Source organism: Pseudomonas sp. SIMBA_068 (assembly GCF_046534705.1).
Classification (GTDB): Bacteria; Pseudomonadota; Gammaproteobacteria; order Pseudomonadales; family Pseudomonadaceae; genus Aquipseudomonas; species Aquipseudomonas putida.
In genome coordinates this window covers 438,672-452,948 of the sequence record NZ_JAWRYI010000003.1, presented here as the reverse complement: position 1 = coordinate 452,948, position 14,277 = coordinate 438,672, and the positions used below count along the sequence as shown (strand labels likewise).

Sequence of the window (14,277 nt, the reverse complement as noted above, 5' to 3'; positions counted from 1 at the left end):
AGATAGCCTTGAACAAAAGGGAACCCCACATGAAATTCTGCAGCGCGTGCGGCCAGCCGGTCACTCAGCGGATTCCCGAAGGCGATAGCCGCCTGCGGTATGTCTGCGAGTCTTGCCAGACCATCCATTACCAGAACCCCAACATCGTCGCCGGCGTGCTACCGACCTGGGGCAGCCAGGTGCTGCTGTGCCGGCGTGCCATCGAACCACGCCGCGGCTTCTGGACCCTGCCCGCCGGCTTCATGGAGAACGGCGAAACCCTCGACCAGGCCGCCCGTCGCGAAACCGTCGAGGAAGCCTGCGCCCGAGTCGGGCCGATGAGCCTGTACCAGCTGTTCGATTTGCCGCACATCGACCAGGTGCATGTGTTCTTCCGCGCTGAGCTGGCAGACCTGGCGTTTGATGTGGGTGTCGAAAGCCTGGAAGTGCGGTTGTTCGAGCAACATGAGATACCGTGGGGCGAGCTGGCTTTCCGCACCGTCACACGCACACTAGAATGCTACTATCGCGACCGCATCGGGCAGCACTACCCCATAGGCCATGAGTACCTGCCGCCGATGAACGTCTCGACCTCGACCTCTACTTAGAAGAAGCCTTCAGGGATACCGTTACATGCGCTGGTTGCTTGCCCTTTTCTGCCTTTGCGTTACCTCGGTGTCCCAGGCGGCTTTCACCGAGACCATCATTCGCAAGCCCGTGCCGGCAGCGCAAACGCCATCGCCTTCACAGCAGGCGATGCAACCGCTGATCGACAAGGTGCTGGTGATCAAGTCCGAGCGTCGCCTGCAACTGATCAGCCGCGGCGAGCCGCTGAAAACCTACCGTATTTCCCTGGGCAAGCAACCAAAGGGCGCCAAGGAACGCGAAGGCGACAAGAAAACCCCCGAAGGCCTGTACTGGCTGGACTGGCGCAAGCAGAGCGACCGCTTCAACCTGGCCATGCACATCAACTATCCGAACGTGAGCGATGCCGCCCGCGCCACCCGCGAAGGGGTGAGTGCCGGCAGCATGATCATGATTCACGGCACGCCGATCAACGACGAGTACCCGGAGTGGTATTTCCACACCCTGGACTGGACCGATGGCTGCATTGCCATGCGTAACCGTGACATGCAGGAAGTCTGGGAACTGGTGCGCGATGGCACGTTGATCGAAATCCGGCCCTGAAGAGAAACACAGTCTCATGTAGGAGCAGCCTTGTGCTGCGAAGAGGCCATTGCAGACGAAGATGATCTTTAGCCATACGGGCCTCTTCGCAGCACAAGGCTGCTCCTACAAGGTGAGGCGGCCGCCGGAGTGATGGTGAAAGACAGTTGCTCCCACAGCTTACCAGCGCAGGTCGCGTTGCCCTGCCAACGCCTGCGGCCCCAGCCACCGCGCACCTCGTAACAAGGGCGTCAACGCCGCCTCCGGCTGCAGCTCGAACCCCACCTGGGCCCGCCGCCCTGGCAGGTCAGCATCCACGGACAACTCATGCTGCCCCTGCTGCGCCAGTTGCCCCCGCAGGCGCCAGCCACTGCGGCAGTCCATTTCCAGCCAGCCCTGCCCCAGGCCCAGCGCCCACGGTTCGCTGAGCGCCAGGTCGCTCACCGTTACACGGCCCTCGCTGCCCAGGCATTGGCGCCCTGCCCCCTGCATGCGGACTGCGCCCTGCCACAGCCCGGCCAGGCGATAATCCGTGGCCACCGTCGCCTGGGCGCCCATCGCCGTTGCCTCCAGCCGCCAGCGCCACGGCCAGCCTTCGGCGCGTAACTGCCAGGCCTGCCCCTGGAACCCCAACTGCGCAGTCGCCTGCAAGCGCCAAGGCTGCACCGACCAGCGCAGGGGCCCCACTGGCCCCAACTGTTGTGCCTGTCCCTGCCAAAGGCTGCCGCTGGCCTCACGCACTGGCAGCCCAGCCCCGCGAGCGACCCAGGCGGCGGGCAGCTCAACGAGCACGGTCAGGCCGAAAACCAGCAGGACCCACGCCACACCTTTACGGCTCATGGCTGCACCACCAGGTCGAAGCGCAACGCCTTGCCATCCTGTTCCAGCCCCCATTGCAGCGGCGTTGCGCCCTCTTCATGCAGGGACTGCAACCAGCCCTGCAGCACCCGCTCATCGGCCACCTGGCCACGCAGTTGCCAGGTCTTGCCTTGCGCATCGACCTCGGCCAGTACGACCCGTCGCGCTTCAGCCGACTGCTTCAGACGCTCCAGGCTCAAGCCCTGGCCGCCATGCAGGCTTGCGGCTTGTTCTGCCAGCCCCTGCCACTGGCTGAGCTCGCGCCATTGCGCGAGGCCCTCGCGCAGGGCCAGAAAGGTCAGCAACACGGCGATCAGCAGCCAGGCGACCTTCAGCCGATGACGCTGTATCCAGTCCCGGCTCATGTTGCTACTCCCAGGTCAAAGACCACTTCGCCACCTTGTATCTGTACGGCAGCACCGGCGGCGTTGGCCATGTCCTGCCAGGGTGGCGCGGCGCCGTCGCCCTCTAACCGCAGGTGCCAGCGCTGGCCATCGAAGCGCACCGCTTGCAAGCGCCAGCCAGGGTGATCCTGCAGCCAGGCCTGCAAGGCTGCCTGCAGGTCTTCGAGCTGGCGGGTGCGTACTTGCTGTTGAAGCTCGCTTTCCCGCAGGCGTTTGAGCGCCTGCGCGGCGTGCCGTGGGCTGGCCTGCTCACCCGTCACGGCAAACACCTGGGCGCGCCAGAGTTGTGCCTGACGCCACTGCTGGTTCAACCACAGCCCACCCCAGACTGCCGCCAGTACCAGGCAGGCGGCCAACAGGCGTTGCTGCGGGCGTGAAACGATGGGCAACGAAGGTGCCTTGCGAGCGCGCTCGAACAGGCCGGGCATCGCGTCAAGCGGTGCCAGCGTGCTTGGCCAGTCGCCACTCAGTGGCACGCTTTGCATGTGTGCCCAGGGTTGCCGCGGCGCTTCACCCAGTGCTTGCGGCCATGCCAGCCAATGCTCCTGCTCGTCCTCGGCCAGCCCTTTGTACAAGGACACGCCGGGCATTCGCTGCCAATGCCAGGCACTGCCTGCCTCAGGCCTGGGCAGCAACTGCAACTCCGCCCAGCAACGTTCTACCTGCAAGCCCCATACGCCACACTGTCCGCGCCAGTCGTCCAGTTGCTGACGCGCCACCACCAGCAAGCGAAGGTGGCCGGGCTGACGGGCCAGGCAGGCGCAGGTCACCTCGTCCGGCGGTTGCAGCAAGCGGTCTTCGAGCAACAACGGCCACTCCTCACGCTTGAGCCCGGGTGGGGCAGGCACGTGGAAGACGCTGCAGGCCTCGGCAGGCAGAACAAGGGCAACCCGGGCTTGCAGGTTTGCGGGTGGCTCACCCTGCCCCTGGCTTTGCACGATGCCGCCCTCGGCCAGCGCCCAGTGCCAGACAACACCCGGGCGCAGCAACAACCACGGTTGAGCAGGTGCGCGCTGTCGCCATTCAAATTTCATGAGCGCCCCCACGGGAGGGCGAAGGTGCAGACATAGGGTGCTCCATCACGCTGCAGTTCCAGACGCACACCACGGCCGGGGTGCGCAGGTTGGTCAGAAGGCCAGGCAAGCCACTGGCCGCCCTGGTAATAAAGGACGTTCATGGCGCCAACCCGGTCGAGCCGCTCACGCTGGACCCAGCGCGGCGTGGCGGCGGCGTACAGGTCGACCGAGCTTTCCAGCAGCAGGCGCTGCTCACGGGCCTCGAAGCGCAGCCGCTGGCGTTGCAGCCGCGAGCCACCTTCGGCTTCCGGCAGGCCGGTGGTGGCGACCCACTGTAATTGGTTGCTTGCCGGTTGCCAGTCCAGCCAGCGGCTGGCCAGGGGTAGGCGCTGGTCGTAGACGCGGCGCAGCACCGGGCTGTCGAAACGCCGCTCAAGGGCCAGGCAGAAATCCAGCACCGAGGTTTCTTGGGTGGTCACTTGCAGGCGTTCGCGCACTTTCATCCAGCCATTGACCAACGCAGCGAGCATGATGCCGAGCAGGACTGTCAGGGCCAGGGCCACCATCAGTTCGATCAGGGTCAGGCCTGCCTGGCGGCGCTTCATGTATTGATGCTCGGGTTCAATGCCTGCACAGAACCTTTGCAGGAGCAGCCTTGTGCTGCGAAGAGGCCGGAATGACTGGCAGATTTGCTGTGGCCACACTGGCCACTTCGCAGCACAAGGCTGCTCCTACCGGGTCCGAGGAGTGGTGGGGAGCTTTTCATGGGCGTTCCAGAAACACGGTGTACTGGCCCAGCGGCAGGCGCTGGTCGCGGTCGGCGTACAGTTGCAGTTCGCCACGGCGCAGGTCACGCACGCCGGTGCGGCGCAGTTGCAGTTGCCAATGACACGGCAGGCCACCCTGGCTCAGTTCACCCTTCACTTGATTGGCAGAAGGCCAGAATTGCTCGACGGCGAAACGTGTTTGCAGTTCACGGGCACACAACAGGCCAAGGCGGTGTTGTTGCAGGTTATCTTGTACGGCCAGGCGCTGACGCAGGACCTGGCTGGTGATCACCGCCAACACGGCGGCAATCGCCAAGGCCACAGTGACCTCCAGCAAGGTGAAGCCACGCTGACGTTGCTTCATGGCGCAACCGCCACCTGCAAGCGGCCATCGCGGCCCCACGCCCATTGCTGGCTGCCATCGGCCCAGCGCCAGCGCACGCTGCCCGGCTGTGCCCAGCCGTGCGGGGTGAACAGCAAGTGGGGCTGCGGGCTGGCGGGCCAGTCCGGGTGCAGGCCCTTGGGCCAGTCGCCAAGCCCGACCGCCTCGACCACCCAGGCATTGCCCTCACGCCGCACGAACTCCGGGCGCTGCCCATTCCAGCGCAGCCCACGCAGTTGCCCCGCATGCCTTGCAAGCGCCGCCTGGGCCCGGGTTTCGCTGGCAAGGCGTTGCAGGGCCTGATCGACAGGCGCTTGACCGCTGCCGAGCCCGGCCACTGCCAGCCCCGTCATCAGGCCGGCGATGGCCAGCACCACCAGCAACTCGATCAGGCTGAAGCCCCGCTGACGGCTCACCCTTACAGCGCCCAGTTACCCAGGTCGGCATCCTGACCTTCACCGCCCGGCTGGCCATCGGCACCCAGCGAATACACATCCACCCGGCCATGCTCACCGGGCATGCGGTACTGGTACGGGGTGCCCCATGGGTCTTCCGGCAGGCGGCGCACATAGCCGTCACTGCGCCAGGCCCGCGGCAGCGGTTCCTGGCTCGGCTTTTTCACCAGCGCGGCCAGGCCCTGTTCAGTGCTGGGAAAGCGCAGGTTGTCCAGGCGGTACATGTCCAGCGCCTGCTCCAGGGTGGCCAGGTCGGCCATCACCTTCTGCTTCATGGCCTTGTCCTGGTTGCCCAGCACGCTGGGCGCGACCACGGCGATCAGCAGGCCGATGATGAAGATCACCACCATGATTTCCATGAGGGTGAAACCGCGCTGGCGGTTACGTTGATGCTGCATGGCAGTACTCCTTGTATTCACAGTTGCAGGCCCTGATTGAGTTGCATGATCGGCAGCAGCACCGCCAGCACGATGAACAGCACCACGGCGCCCATCACCAGGATCATCAGGGGTTCGAACAGCGCCATGGCGGTATCCACCTGGCGGGCAAAGCCGCGCTCTTGGTCGTCGGCCACGCGCTCGAGCATGTCGGCCAGGGTGCCGCTGGCCTCGCCGCTGCCGACCATGTTCACCAGCAGCGGCGGGAATTGCTGGCTGGCATCCAGCGCACGGTGCAGGCTGGTGCCACCCTGCACTTGCTGGCGCACCTGCTCCATGGCCAGGCGGATACGCCGGTTGCCGACCGTTTCGGTAGCTACTTGCAAAGCTTCGAGCAGGGCTACGCCACTGCCGCTGAGAATCGCCAGGCTGCGTGCCAGGCGTGCGCTTTCCAGCACCTGCAACAGGCTGCCGATACGAGGCAGGCGCAGCAGCATCTGGTCGCGGCGCAGGCACCAGTGCGGCTTGCGCAACAGCAAGGTGCCGAGCACGCCCATCAATAGCGCCAGGCCCAGCAACCAGGGCCCGGCCTGCACCAGCCCCTGGCTCAGGCCGATCAGCAACGCGGTGATCAGCGGCAGGCTTTGCCCGGCGTGGGCAAACTGTTCGGTGAGCTTGGGCACGACAAAAGTCATCAGGCCAACGACCACGGCAAGCGATACGCCCATCAGTACGGTGGGATAGATCAGCGCAGTACGCGCCTTGTGCTGTTGTCGTTGCACCTGTTCAAGGTGATCGGCCAGCCGGGTCAGCACCTGTGCCAGGCGCCCGGAGCGTTCGCCGGCCTCGACCAGCGCGCAGTACAAGCCAGTGAATGGCGCCCCCTGGCGCGCCAGGCTGCGGGCCAGGCCCAGGCCTTCGGCAAGGGAGCCGCGCAGGGCCACCAGCACACTGTGCAGGGCAGGTTGACGCAACTGGCGCTCAAGGGTGCCCAAGGCATCGACCAAGGGGATGCCGGCACCGGTCAATGTGGCCAGCTGACGGGTCAGTTCACACAGCTGGGCACGGCTCAAACGCTGGCGTCGGGGTTGCCGATTACCGATGTCCTGGCGCTGCAACTGGCGGGCAAACAGCCCCTGATCGCGCAGCAACTGGCGCGCATGGCGTTCACTGTCAGCCTGCACGCTGGCCTTGCGGGTCTTGCCGGCGAGGTCGACGGCCACGTAGCGATAGGTCGGCATGGTTTAGCCCTGCACCACACGCAGTACTTCGGCCAGGCTGGTCTCGCCACGGGCCAGGCAGTCGCTGGCCATTGCGACCAGGCTCTGCCGGCGCCCGGCCAGGTACTCCTGCATGGCCAGTTCACTGGCGCCGTCATACAGCAGGCCGATCAGCCCGGCATCCAGTTCGATGAATTCGTACAGGCCCAGGCGCCCGACATAGCCGCTGCCCTGGCACTGCTCGCAGCCCACCGCGTGGTAGCTGCTGCCCAGCGACGTCAGTTCTGGCCACAGGTCACGCTCGGCAGCTTGCAGCGGGTGCGCCACGGCGCAACTGCACAAACGCCGCACCAGCCGCTGGGCCAGCACACCGCGCAGGCACGAGGCAATCAGGAACGGCTCGATACCCATGTCGCGCAGGCGGGTCACCGCCCCCACGGCACTGTTGGTGTGCAGGGTGGACAGCACCAGGTGGCCGGTCAGGCTGGCCTGCACGGCTATCTGCGCGGTTTCCGGGTCACGGATTTCGCCGAGCATTATCACGTCCGGGTCCTGGCGCAGGATGGCGCGCAGGCCACTGGCGAAGGTCAGCCCCGCACGCGGGTTGATGGCGGTCTGGCCGATGCCGGCGATGGCGTATTCCACCGGGTCCTCGACGGTGAGAATGTTGCGGCTGCCATCGTTGAGGCTGTTGAGGCTGGCGTACAGGGTGGTGGTTTTGCCCGAACCGGTCGGGCCGGTGGACAGCACGATACCGTTGGGCCGCGCCAGGCAACTGCGCAGGCCCTGCAACACCGCGGGCGGCATGCCCAGGTTGCCCAGTGCGAGCAAGCTGGCCTGCTTGTCGAGCACACGCATGACCACGCGCTCGCCATGAATGCCGGGCAGGGTCGAAACCCGCACATCCACCTCGCGCCCTGCCGCGCGCAGGGTAATACGGCCGTCCTGGGGCTGGCGCTTCTCGGCAATATCCAGCCGTGCCATGACCTTGATCCGCGACACCAGCATGGCCGACAGCGCACGCGGCGGGCGCAGCACTTCGCGCAGGTGGCCATCGACGCGCAGGCGCACCACCAGGCTTTGCTCGAAGGTTTCGATATGGATGTCCGAGGCGCGCAGGCGCAGCGCCTGGCCGAACAGGCCGTTTATCAGGCGAATTACCGGGGCTTCGTCATCGCTTTCCAGCAGGTCTTCGACCTGCGGCATCTCGCTCATCAGGCTGTCCAGGTCGACCTGGTCGCCGATGCCTTCGATCAGCGCTTGATTGGCGCCATCGCCGGCCTGGTACAGCTGGCCGAGGCGCTCGTCGAACACGGCAGGCTCCAGGTATTCGAGCATGCAGGGCTGGCCATGTACCCGCAGCAGTTCCTGCAACTGGGCACTGTCGGCGTCGGGCCGCAGCCACAGCTGCCAGCCCTGTTCCGTCGTGGTCATGGCCACCCCGCTCTGGCGTGCCTGGCGATACGGCAACATCACCAGGCACCGCCTTCGAGGCGTGCGCGGCTGGAGGGGAACACCTGCAACAGCGGCGTGCCCTCTGCAAGGTCCGGCAATTGCAGCGGTGTGGTCTGCTGCAGGGTGCGGTATTTGTCTTCGCTGAGCCCGGCCAGGCTCGGCCCGTCCCGCAGGATGCGCGGGCGGATGAACACCATCAGGTTCTGCTTGGTGTTCCTGGTGGCATCGGAGCGGAACAGCCGGCCCAGGTAAGGGATATCACCGAGCAGCGGCACGCGCTGGTTGCTGGTGCTCAACTCGTCGCTGATCAGGCCGCCGAGAATGACCAGGCCATTGTCTTCGACCATGACCTTGGTCTTGATCTCGCGCTTGTTGGTGATCACGTCGCTGGCCGCGCTGGACTCGGCAATCGACGACACCTCCTGGACAATGTCCAGGCGCACGCTGTTGTCGATGTTGATCTGCGGCTTGATACGCAGCTTCACCCCGACCTCTTTGCGCTCGATGGTCTGGTACGGGTTGGCGTTGTTTTGCGTGACCGAGCCGGTAACGAAGGGCACTTCCTGGCCGACCAGGATCGACGCTTCGGCGTTGTCCAGGGTCAACAGGGTGGGCGTGGACAGCAGGTTGAAGCCGCTCTTGCCCTTCAGTGCATTGACCAGCATGGCAAAGTTGAACCCGCCGCCGAAATGGCCGATGCCCGCCGTGGCGCCGGTGGTCGCGGACAACAGGTCGCCAAGCGCCTCGTTGTCACCACTGGCAGCAGCCCCGGCGATATTGGCGATGTTCACCCCGTTGCTGCCGAAGTTGACGATGCCGGCGCCGAATTTTTCGTCGGCAAACAGCCATTGCACACCCAGCTCCTGGGCGCTGCTGTCGGACACCTCGGCGATGATGGCCTCCACCACCACCTGGGCACGACGGATGTCCAGCTGTTCGACGATGGTGCGGTAGGCGGCCAGCTCGCTGTCGGGGCCGACCATGACCACAGCGTTGGTGCCTTCTTCGTACTCCAGGCGAATGCCCGGGCCACCGGCGGCGGCCATTACCGGCCTGTCCTTGCCCTCGCCTTCGCCCGTGCCTTCAGCCGGCGCCATGCCTTCCTGGCTCAGCCCGCGCAGCACCTTGACCACTTCACCTGCATTGGCGTGCCGCAGGTAGATGACCTGGGTACTGCCGTTGCCAGGTGCTTCCTGGGGGCGGTCGAGCTGGCGCAGCAGGCTGGCGATTCGGTCCAGGTTGCTGCGCCAGTCGGTCACCACCAACTGGTGCGCCGCCGGGTACGGTGTGATCACACCGACCCGTGGGTCGATCAGCGGTTTGAGGATGCCCAGCACCTGCTCGCTGGCGGCGTTGCGCACGTTGAATACCCGCGTCGCCACGCTGTCACTGCCTTCGCCCTGCTGCCCACCCGCCTCCACCGGCACCGGCTCCAGGCGCGCGGCCTGGTCGGGGACGATCTTCACGCTGCCGTTGGGCAGGTCGACAGTGGCGTAGCCCTGGGCGCGCAACTGCGCCAGGAAGATGTCGTAGATGGCATCGGCGTCGTGCAGGTCGACGGTGCGCACGGTGACCTTGCCCTTGACCCGGGGGTCGACGATGAAGGTGGTGCCGGTGATGCGCGACACGCTGTCGATAAACTCGCCCAGTTCGGTGTCGACGAAGTTCACCTCGTACATCGGCGTACCATTTTCATCGAACACCGGCTCTTCGGCGCGGGCCTCTGGCAGGCCTGTGGCCAGGGCCAAGCTCAGCACGGCGGCCACGCAGTATCTAACAGGCATCGTTCATCCTTGCCGCTTGAAGCCGGTCACGGCGGGGCGTGGCGGCCAGGGCAGGCGTTCACGCCGCCCCTGGTTGTTGAAAATCAGGCCATCGGTGTCGATGTCCTGCAGCACGATCCCCGGCGCCAGGCGCTGACCGCGGGCCAGGGTGCGCACCTGCTCGCCGTAGCGCAGCACCACCACACTGGAAGACAGCGGCTGCGCCCTGAGGCCGCCGAGGTAGTGCAATGGCAGGCGAGTAATGGCGATGGCGCCGTCGTCGATGGGCGCTTGCCAGTGACCGACCATCAGCCCTGGCAGCGGGCTTACGGCTGCCGTCGGCGCCATGGCCGGCTGCGGCTGGCGGCTCAGTTGCAGCACGCACTGGGCGGCCAGCCAGCCGGCCAGCGTCAGGCCAGCGCCGGTGAAAAAGCGCGAGGCGAGTGTCACGAGGCCAACTGCCGTGGGTGCCAGCCCGGGTGCCCCTGCACGTAACGCACTTCGGGCAGTTGCAGCGGCGCCAGTTGCCAGTCGCCAGGTTGGCGGGCGAGCCAGGCTTCGACCCGCTGCCACAGGGGTTCGCCAGCCTGGCTTTCAAACTGCAGGCCGAAGGTGCGGCACAGGCCCTGCACCGGCTCCAGCCCAGTGATGCGCTTGCCTTGCGGGCTGTAGCTGACACCCCAGGCCTGGCCCTGCCAGCGCGGCAGGTCCTGGCTGTTGTCGAGCAGCAGCGGGTCGCCGAACAGCTGCTCTGCAGCGTTCTCCAGCACTTGTTCCACCTGCCGGGCCGGCGCTTCGACCACCGGTGCCGGGTAGCCACCGGTGAGGCTGATCAGGTGTTCCCGTGTGATCGACGCACCTTTGGGCAGCGGGTAGTCGTAACGCAGGCCCGGCAACAGCACGGGCATGCCGCTGTCATCGGCCAAGGCCTGATGCAGCAGGCGGTCCCAGCTGCCGCCACGGGTATCACGGCGCCACAAGGCCTGTGGCGCGCGGGCCAGCGGTTGATCGAGCCACGCCGCATGGCCGGCACGTTGCTGGCGCAGTTCTGCCTGCAATGCCCCCACACGCAGCTGCGCGGCAGGCGCCAGTTGCTGTTCAAAGGCCGGGAAGAACCGCCCGTCGAACTGCCACAGCCCGGCCACGCGCTGGCAGCGCAGGCGGAAGGCACCGCTGCCCCGGCAACCGGCAAACAGCACCGGCACACGCCGACCACTGGCCTGGGTTACCTCGACGGGCGCCGGCCACAGGTCCTGGCCACGGGCGCACAACAGCACATCGATTTGCGGCACCCGCTCGGCCAGCCACAGGCCGGGGCCGGTGCCGACATCGGCCATGGCCACCACCAGGTCGGCCTCGCGCCGGGCCTGCTCGAACACCGGCTGCAGCGACTGGTACCACAGTTTGAGGGAGGCTTTCTGATCCTGGGCATAGGGGTCGGTCACGCCGACCACGGCAATCCGTGCACCGCCGCGCTCGAAGACGTGCAAGGCTTCAAGGCCCAGGGCTTTGCGTTGCGCGTCCGCCAGGCCTGCGCCGAGGGTAACGCCGCCAGCTTGGCGATACAGCCCGGTACTGCGTTGTGGCCACAGCACACGCTCGTCACTGCTGACCCGCGCTTCGGTGCCCAGCAGTTGACTGCCCTGCACCCCGCTTTCGCCTTGGGTCAGGTAGGCCAGGCCACTGCCGTTCCAGCCTTGGCCATTCTCCAGGGTCAGGCTGTTGCCTGCGCCGGCCTCGCCGCGCAGTTGCTCCAGCAGCGCCGCCAGCACCGCATAGCCGCCCAGCTGCGCGGCGGCTGCCTGGCTGGCATCGAGCAGAGGTGCCAGGTGCGGGTAGGCAAGGCGGGCGCTGCTGCCGGTCATCCAGGGCGCGCGGCCCAAGTGGCTGACCGGGCCCAGGCGGGTCGCTGGCACCACGGCCTGGCCGGGTTGGCGGGCATCGAGCGTATCGGCCACGTACAGCAGATCGAGCCCGGCGTTGCTGCCCTGCTGCCCAGGGAAGGCGGAACAAGCGCCGAGCAGCGGTGCCAATGCCCCGACACCCATCCAGCCGATCACTTCGCGCCTGTGCACACTGCTCGCCATCGCACCTGCCATCCTTTTCCACATTCATTCCGGGCCACGGATGTTGCGGCGTTGGCATTACAGTTTGATGGCAGAAATCCGACAGACATTCCAAATTGATCTGTCAGAAGACCTTCTAAGAGCGAGCCGTTTTAAAAACCCCTTAACATTTCTGCCAATCAATCATCATATTTCCTCACTAAAGTCGCGGGTTCCTCTAACTCAGCCACTACAAGGACACCCTGATGAGTCGAGATACCGGCGACAACCTGGACCGGAACCACAGCGCCAACATGCCGATGGCCAACGTCATGGACGCCTACCTCAGCCGCCGCAGCGTGATGCGCGGCAGCCTGGGCGCCGCCATCGCCATGATTGCCGGTACCGGCCTGACAGGCTGCTTCGACGGTGGTGGTTCCGATCACGATGATCCGGTCACCGAGCCACCGGTGACCGAGCCGCCTGTGACCGAGCCGGAGGTGCCGAAACTGGCACTGGGCTTCCAGTCCATCCCGGGCTCGCGCACCGACGCCTGTGTGGTTGCCGCCGGCTACAGCGCCTACGTGCTGGCGCCGTGGGGCACGCCGCTGAACAGCAACGCCAACCCATGGAAGTCCGACGGCAGCAACACCTCGACCGACCAGGCCAACGCCATGGGCATGCACCATGACGGCATGCACTTCTTCCCCATCAACGGCAGCTCGGAAGACGGCCTGCTGGCGATCAACTTCGAGTACATCGACGCCGCCGCCCTGCACCCGGCCGGCCCGACCACCGATGTCAACGGCAAGCGCCCGGTCGAGGAAGTGCGCAAGGAAATCAACGCCCATGGGGCTGGCGTGGTGCGCCTGAAGAAAGTCAGCGGCCGCTGGCAGGTGGTCGACAACGACCCGTTGAACCGCCGCTTCACCACAGCGTCGCGCATGGAAATCACCGGACCGCTGCGCGGCACCGACCACGTCAAGACCAAATACTCCACCGCCGGTACCCACTGCCGTGGCACCAACAACAACTGCGGCAACGGTTACACCCCGTGGGGCACCTACCTGACCTGTGAAGAGAACTGGCCGGGCATCTTCGTCAACAAGGGCACCCGCCCCGAAGACCAGCGCCGTATTGGCGTGGGCACCTCCAGCGGCCAGTACAAGTGGGAAAGCGCTGCCGGTGACAGCACCGAAGTGGCCGACGAGTTCGCCCGTTTCGACGTCACCGTCAAGGGCGCCAGCGCCACCGACGACTACCGCAACGAAGCCAGCACCTACGGTTACATCGTCGAGATCGACCCGTACAACAGCAGCACCCTGGCCACCAAACGCACCGCGCTGGGCCGCTTCCGCCACGAGGGCTGCGCCCCAGGCCTGCCAGTCGCCGGCAAGCCGCTGGTGTGGTACATGGGTGACGACTCGAACAACGAGTACCTGTACAAGTGGGTGTCCACCGCTGTGTGGGATGCCGCCGATGCCAACCCGGCCGACCGCCTCGCCACCGGCGCCAAGTACCTGGACCAGGGCAAGCTCTATGTGGCGCGCTTCAATGCCGATGGCACCGGCGTATGGCTGCTGCTGGACGTGGCCACCGCCACCACGGCTGGCAGCACCCTGGGTGCGCTGTATGGTGACCTGCCAGGCATCATCCTCAACACCCGTGGGGCTGGCGATGCCGTGGGCGCAACGCCGATGGACCGCCCGGAATGGACGACGGTCAACCCGCTGAACGGCGACGTGTACCTGACCCTGACCAACAACAGCGCGCGCACTCCGGAAAAGGTCGATGCGGCCAACCCGCGAGGCCCGAACCGCCACGGCCACATCATTCGCTGGCACGACAGCGACGACCAGTTGAGCTTCAACTGGGACATCTTCGTGTTCGGCGCAAACGCCGCCGGTACTGCCGACATCAACCGTTCCGGCCTGACCGAACTGAACCAGTTCGCCAGCCCTGACGGCATGAGCTTCGATAGCCGCGGCGTGTTGTGGTTCGAGACCGACAACGGCGAGAGTACCCTCACCGATTACACCAACGACCAGTTGCTGGCGGTGATCCCTACCGACCTTGTGGACGCTACCGGCAAGCAAGTGCCGGTGAACGCACAGAACCAGGTGGACCTGCGCCGCTTCTTTGTTGGGCCGAATGAGTGCGAAGTGACCGGGATTGCCTTTACCCCGGACAACAAGACGCTGTTCGTCAACATTCAGCACCCGGGGAACTGGCCGTATACCGACACGGCCACCGATGCGACCCCGGCGGGTGCCACCGTTCGGCCGCGGGCTTCGACGGTAGTGATTCAGCGCAATGATGGCGGCGAGATCGGGACTGCCTGATCGTCCAGCGTACAGGGGGCCGCTTTGCGGCCCATTCGCGGCACAAG

Annotated in this window: 15 protein-coding genes; 3 read left to right on the top strand and 12 right to left on the bottom strand. The window is 66.0% G+C overall.

What is annotated here, in order from left to right:
• Positions 1–29: 29 nt before the first annotated feature.
• Both SB756_RS11150 and SB756_RS11145 read left to right on the top strand, forming a co-directional pair.
• Positions 30–587, top strand: coding sequence for an NUDIX hydrolase (locus SB756_RS11150; RefSeq protein ID WP_016501241.1), 558 nt, complete (start codon positions 30–32; stop codon positions 585–587).
• A gap of 25 nt (positions 588–612) precedes the next feature.
• A complete protein-coding gene (locus tag SB756_RS11145) occupies positions 613–1,167 on the top strand; it encodes a murein L,D-transpeptidase family protein (protein WP_016501242.1) in 555 nt (184 codons plus the stop codon).
• A 159-nt stretch (positions 1,168–1,326) separates the two neighbouring features.
• Here SB756_RS11145 and gspN read toward each other — a convergent pair whose 3' ends face one another.
• From gspN to SB756_RS11085, 12 genes are all read right to left on the bottom strand, one after another.
• Positions 1,327–1,986, bottom strand: coding sequence for a type II secretion system protein N (gspN, locus tag SB756_RS11140; RefSeq protein WP_410910834.1), 660 nt, complete (start codon positions 1,984–1,986; stop codon positions 1,327–1,329).
• On the bottom strand, positions 1,983–2,369 hold the full coding sequence (gene gspM / locus SB756_RS11135; protein ID WP_410910833.1) for a type II secretion system protein GspM: 387 nt from the start codon (positions 2,367–2,369) through the stop codon (positions 1,983–1,985). Before gspM ends, gspN begins: the two co-directional genes overlap by 4 nt.
• Positions 2,366–3,442, bottom strand: a complete 1,077-nt coding sequence (gspL, locus tag SB756_RS11130; protein WP_410910832.1) for a type II secretion system protein GspL — start codon at positions 3,440–3,442, stop codon at positions 2,366–2,368. The genes gspM and gspL overlap by 4 nt, the downstream gene beginning before the upstream one ends.
• On the bottom strand, positions 3,439–4,029 hold the full coding sequence (locus SB756_RS11125; protein ID WP_049275605.1) for a prepilin-type N-terminal cleavage/methylation domain-containing protein: 591 nt from the start codon (positions 4,027–4,029) through the stop codon (positions 3,439–3,441). Before SB756_RS11125 ends, gspL begins: the two co-directional genes overlap by 4 nt.
• 157 nt (positions 4,030–4,186) lie before the next feature.
• Positions 4,187–4,555, bottom strand: coding sequence for a type II secretion system protein GspI (locus SB756_RS11120; protein ID WP_341797712.1), 369 nt, complete (start codon positions 4,553–4,555; stop codon positions 4,187–4,189).
• On the bottom strand, positions 4,552–4,989 hold the full coding sequence (gene gspH, locus SB756_RS11115; protein ID WP_341797711.1) for a type II secretion system minor pseudopilin GspH: 438 nt from the start codon (positions 4,987–4,989) through the stop codon (positions 4,552–4,554). Before gspH ends, SB756_RS11120 begins: the two co-directional genes overlap by 4 nt.
• A 2-nt stretch (positions 4,990–4,991) precedes the next feature.
• On the bottom strand, positions 4,992–5,426 hold the full coding sequence (gene gspG / locus SB756_RS11110) for a type II secretion system major pseudopilin GspG (protein ID WP_016501249.1): 435 nt from the start codon (positions 5,424–5,426) through the stop codon (positions 4,992–4,994).
• A gap of 17 nt (positions 5,427–5,443) precedes the next feature.
• Positions 5,444–6,646, bottom strand: coding sequence for a type II secretion system inner membrane protein GspF (gene gspF, locus SB756_RS11105; protein WP_341797709.1), 1,203 nt, complete (start codon positions 6,644–6,646; stop codon positions 5,444–5,446).
• 3 nt (positions 6,647–6,649) lie between these two features.
• Entirely contained in the window at positions 6,650–8,098 is a 1,449-nt protein-coding gene (locus tag SB756_RS11100) for a GspE/PulE family protein (protein WP_410910831.1), read from the bottom strand.
• Entirely contained in the window at positions 8,098–9,864 is a 1,767-nt protein-coding gene (gene gspD / locus SB756_RS11095) for a type II secretion system secretin GspD (RefSeq protein ID WP_410910830.1), read from the bottom strand. Before gspD ends, SB756_RS11100 begins: the two co-directional genes overlap by 1 nt.
• A gap of 3 nt (positions 9,865–9,867) precedes the next feature.
• Entirely contained in the window at positions 9,868–10,293 is a 426-nt protein-coding gene (locus tag SB756_RS11090) for a pilus assembly protein PilZ (RefSeq protein ID WP_341797706.1), read from the bottom strand.
• On the bottom strand, positions 10,290–11,930 hold the full coding sequence (locus tag SB756_RS11085; protein ID WP_341797705.1) for a lipoprotein UxpA: 1,641 nt from the start codon (positions 11,928–11,930) through the stop codon (positions 10,290–10,292). The genes SB756_RS11090 and SB756_RS11085 overlap by 4 nt, the downstream gene beginning before the upstream one ends.
• 224 nt (positions 11,931–12,154) lie before the next feature.
• On the opposite strand from SB756_RS11085, the gene SB756_RS11080 reads away from it, so the two are divergent.
• Positions 12,155–14,230: a PhoX family protein gene (locus SB756_RS11080; RefSeq protein WP_410910829.1), complete on the top strand. Its 2,076-nt coding sequence runs from the start codon at positions 12,155–12,157 to the stop codon at positions 14,228–14,230.
• Positions 14,231–14,277 lie beyond the last annotated feature (47 nt).

Bases quoted from the DNA above. Each gene is read 5' to 3' on its own strand.
- SB756_RS11150 (WP_016501241.1), top strand. From the start codon at position 30: ATGAAATTCTGCAGCGCGTGCGGCCAGCCGGTCACTCAGCGGATTCCC.
- SB756_RS11145 (WP_016501242.1), top strand. From the start codon at position 613: ATGCGCTGGTTGCTTGCCCTTTTCTGCCTTTGCGTTACCTCGGTGTCC.
- gspN (WP_410910834.1), bottom strand. From the start codon at position 1,986: ATGAGCCGTAAAGGTGTGGCGTGGGTCCTGCTGGTTTTCGGCCTGACC.
- gspM (WP_410910833.1), bottom strand. From the start codon at position 2,369: ATGAGCCGGGACTGGATACAGCGTCATCGGCTGAAGGTCGCCTGGCTG.
- gspL (WP_410910832.1), bottom strand. From the start codon at position 3,442: ATGAAATTTGAATGGCGACAGCGCGCACCTGCTCAACCGTGGTTGTTG.
- SB756_RS11125 (WP_049275605.1), bottom strand. From the start codon at position 4,029: ATGAAGCGCCGCCAGGCAGGCCTGACCCTGATCGAACTGATGGTGGCC.
- SB756_RS11120 (WP_341797712.1), bottom strand. From the start codon at position 4,555: ATGAAGCAACGTCAGCGTGGCTTCACCTTGCTGGAGGTCACTGTGGCC.
- gspG (WP_016501249.1), bottom strand. From the start codon at position 5,426: ATGCAGCATCAACGTAACCGCCAGCGCGGTTTCACCCTCATGGAAATC.
- gspF (WP_341797709.1), bottom strand. From the start codon at position 6,646: ATGCCGACCTATCGCTACGTGGCCGTCGACCTCGCCGGCAAGACCCGC.
- SB756_RS11100 (WP_410910831.1), bottom strand. From the start codon at position 8,098: ATGTTGCCGTATCGCCAGGCACGCCAGAGCGGGGTGGCCATGACCACG.
- gspD (WP_410910830.1), bottom strand. From the start codon at position 9,864: ATGCCTGTTAGATACTGCGTGGCCGCCGTGCTGAGCTTGGCCCTGGCC.
- SB756_RS11085 (WP_341797705.1), bottom strand. From the start codon at position 11,930: ATGGCGAGCAGTGTGCACAGGCGCGAAGTGATCGGCTGGATGGGTGTC.
- SB756_RS11080 (WP_410910829.1), top strand. From the start codon at position 12,155: ATGAGTCGAGATACCGGCGACAACCTGGACCGGAACCACAGCGCCAAC.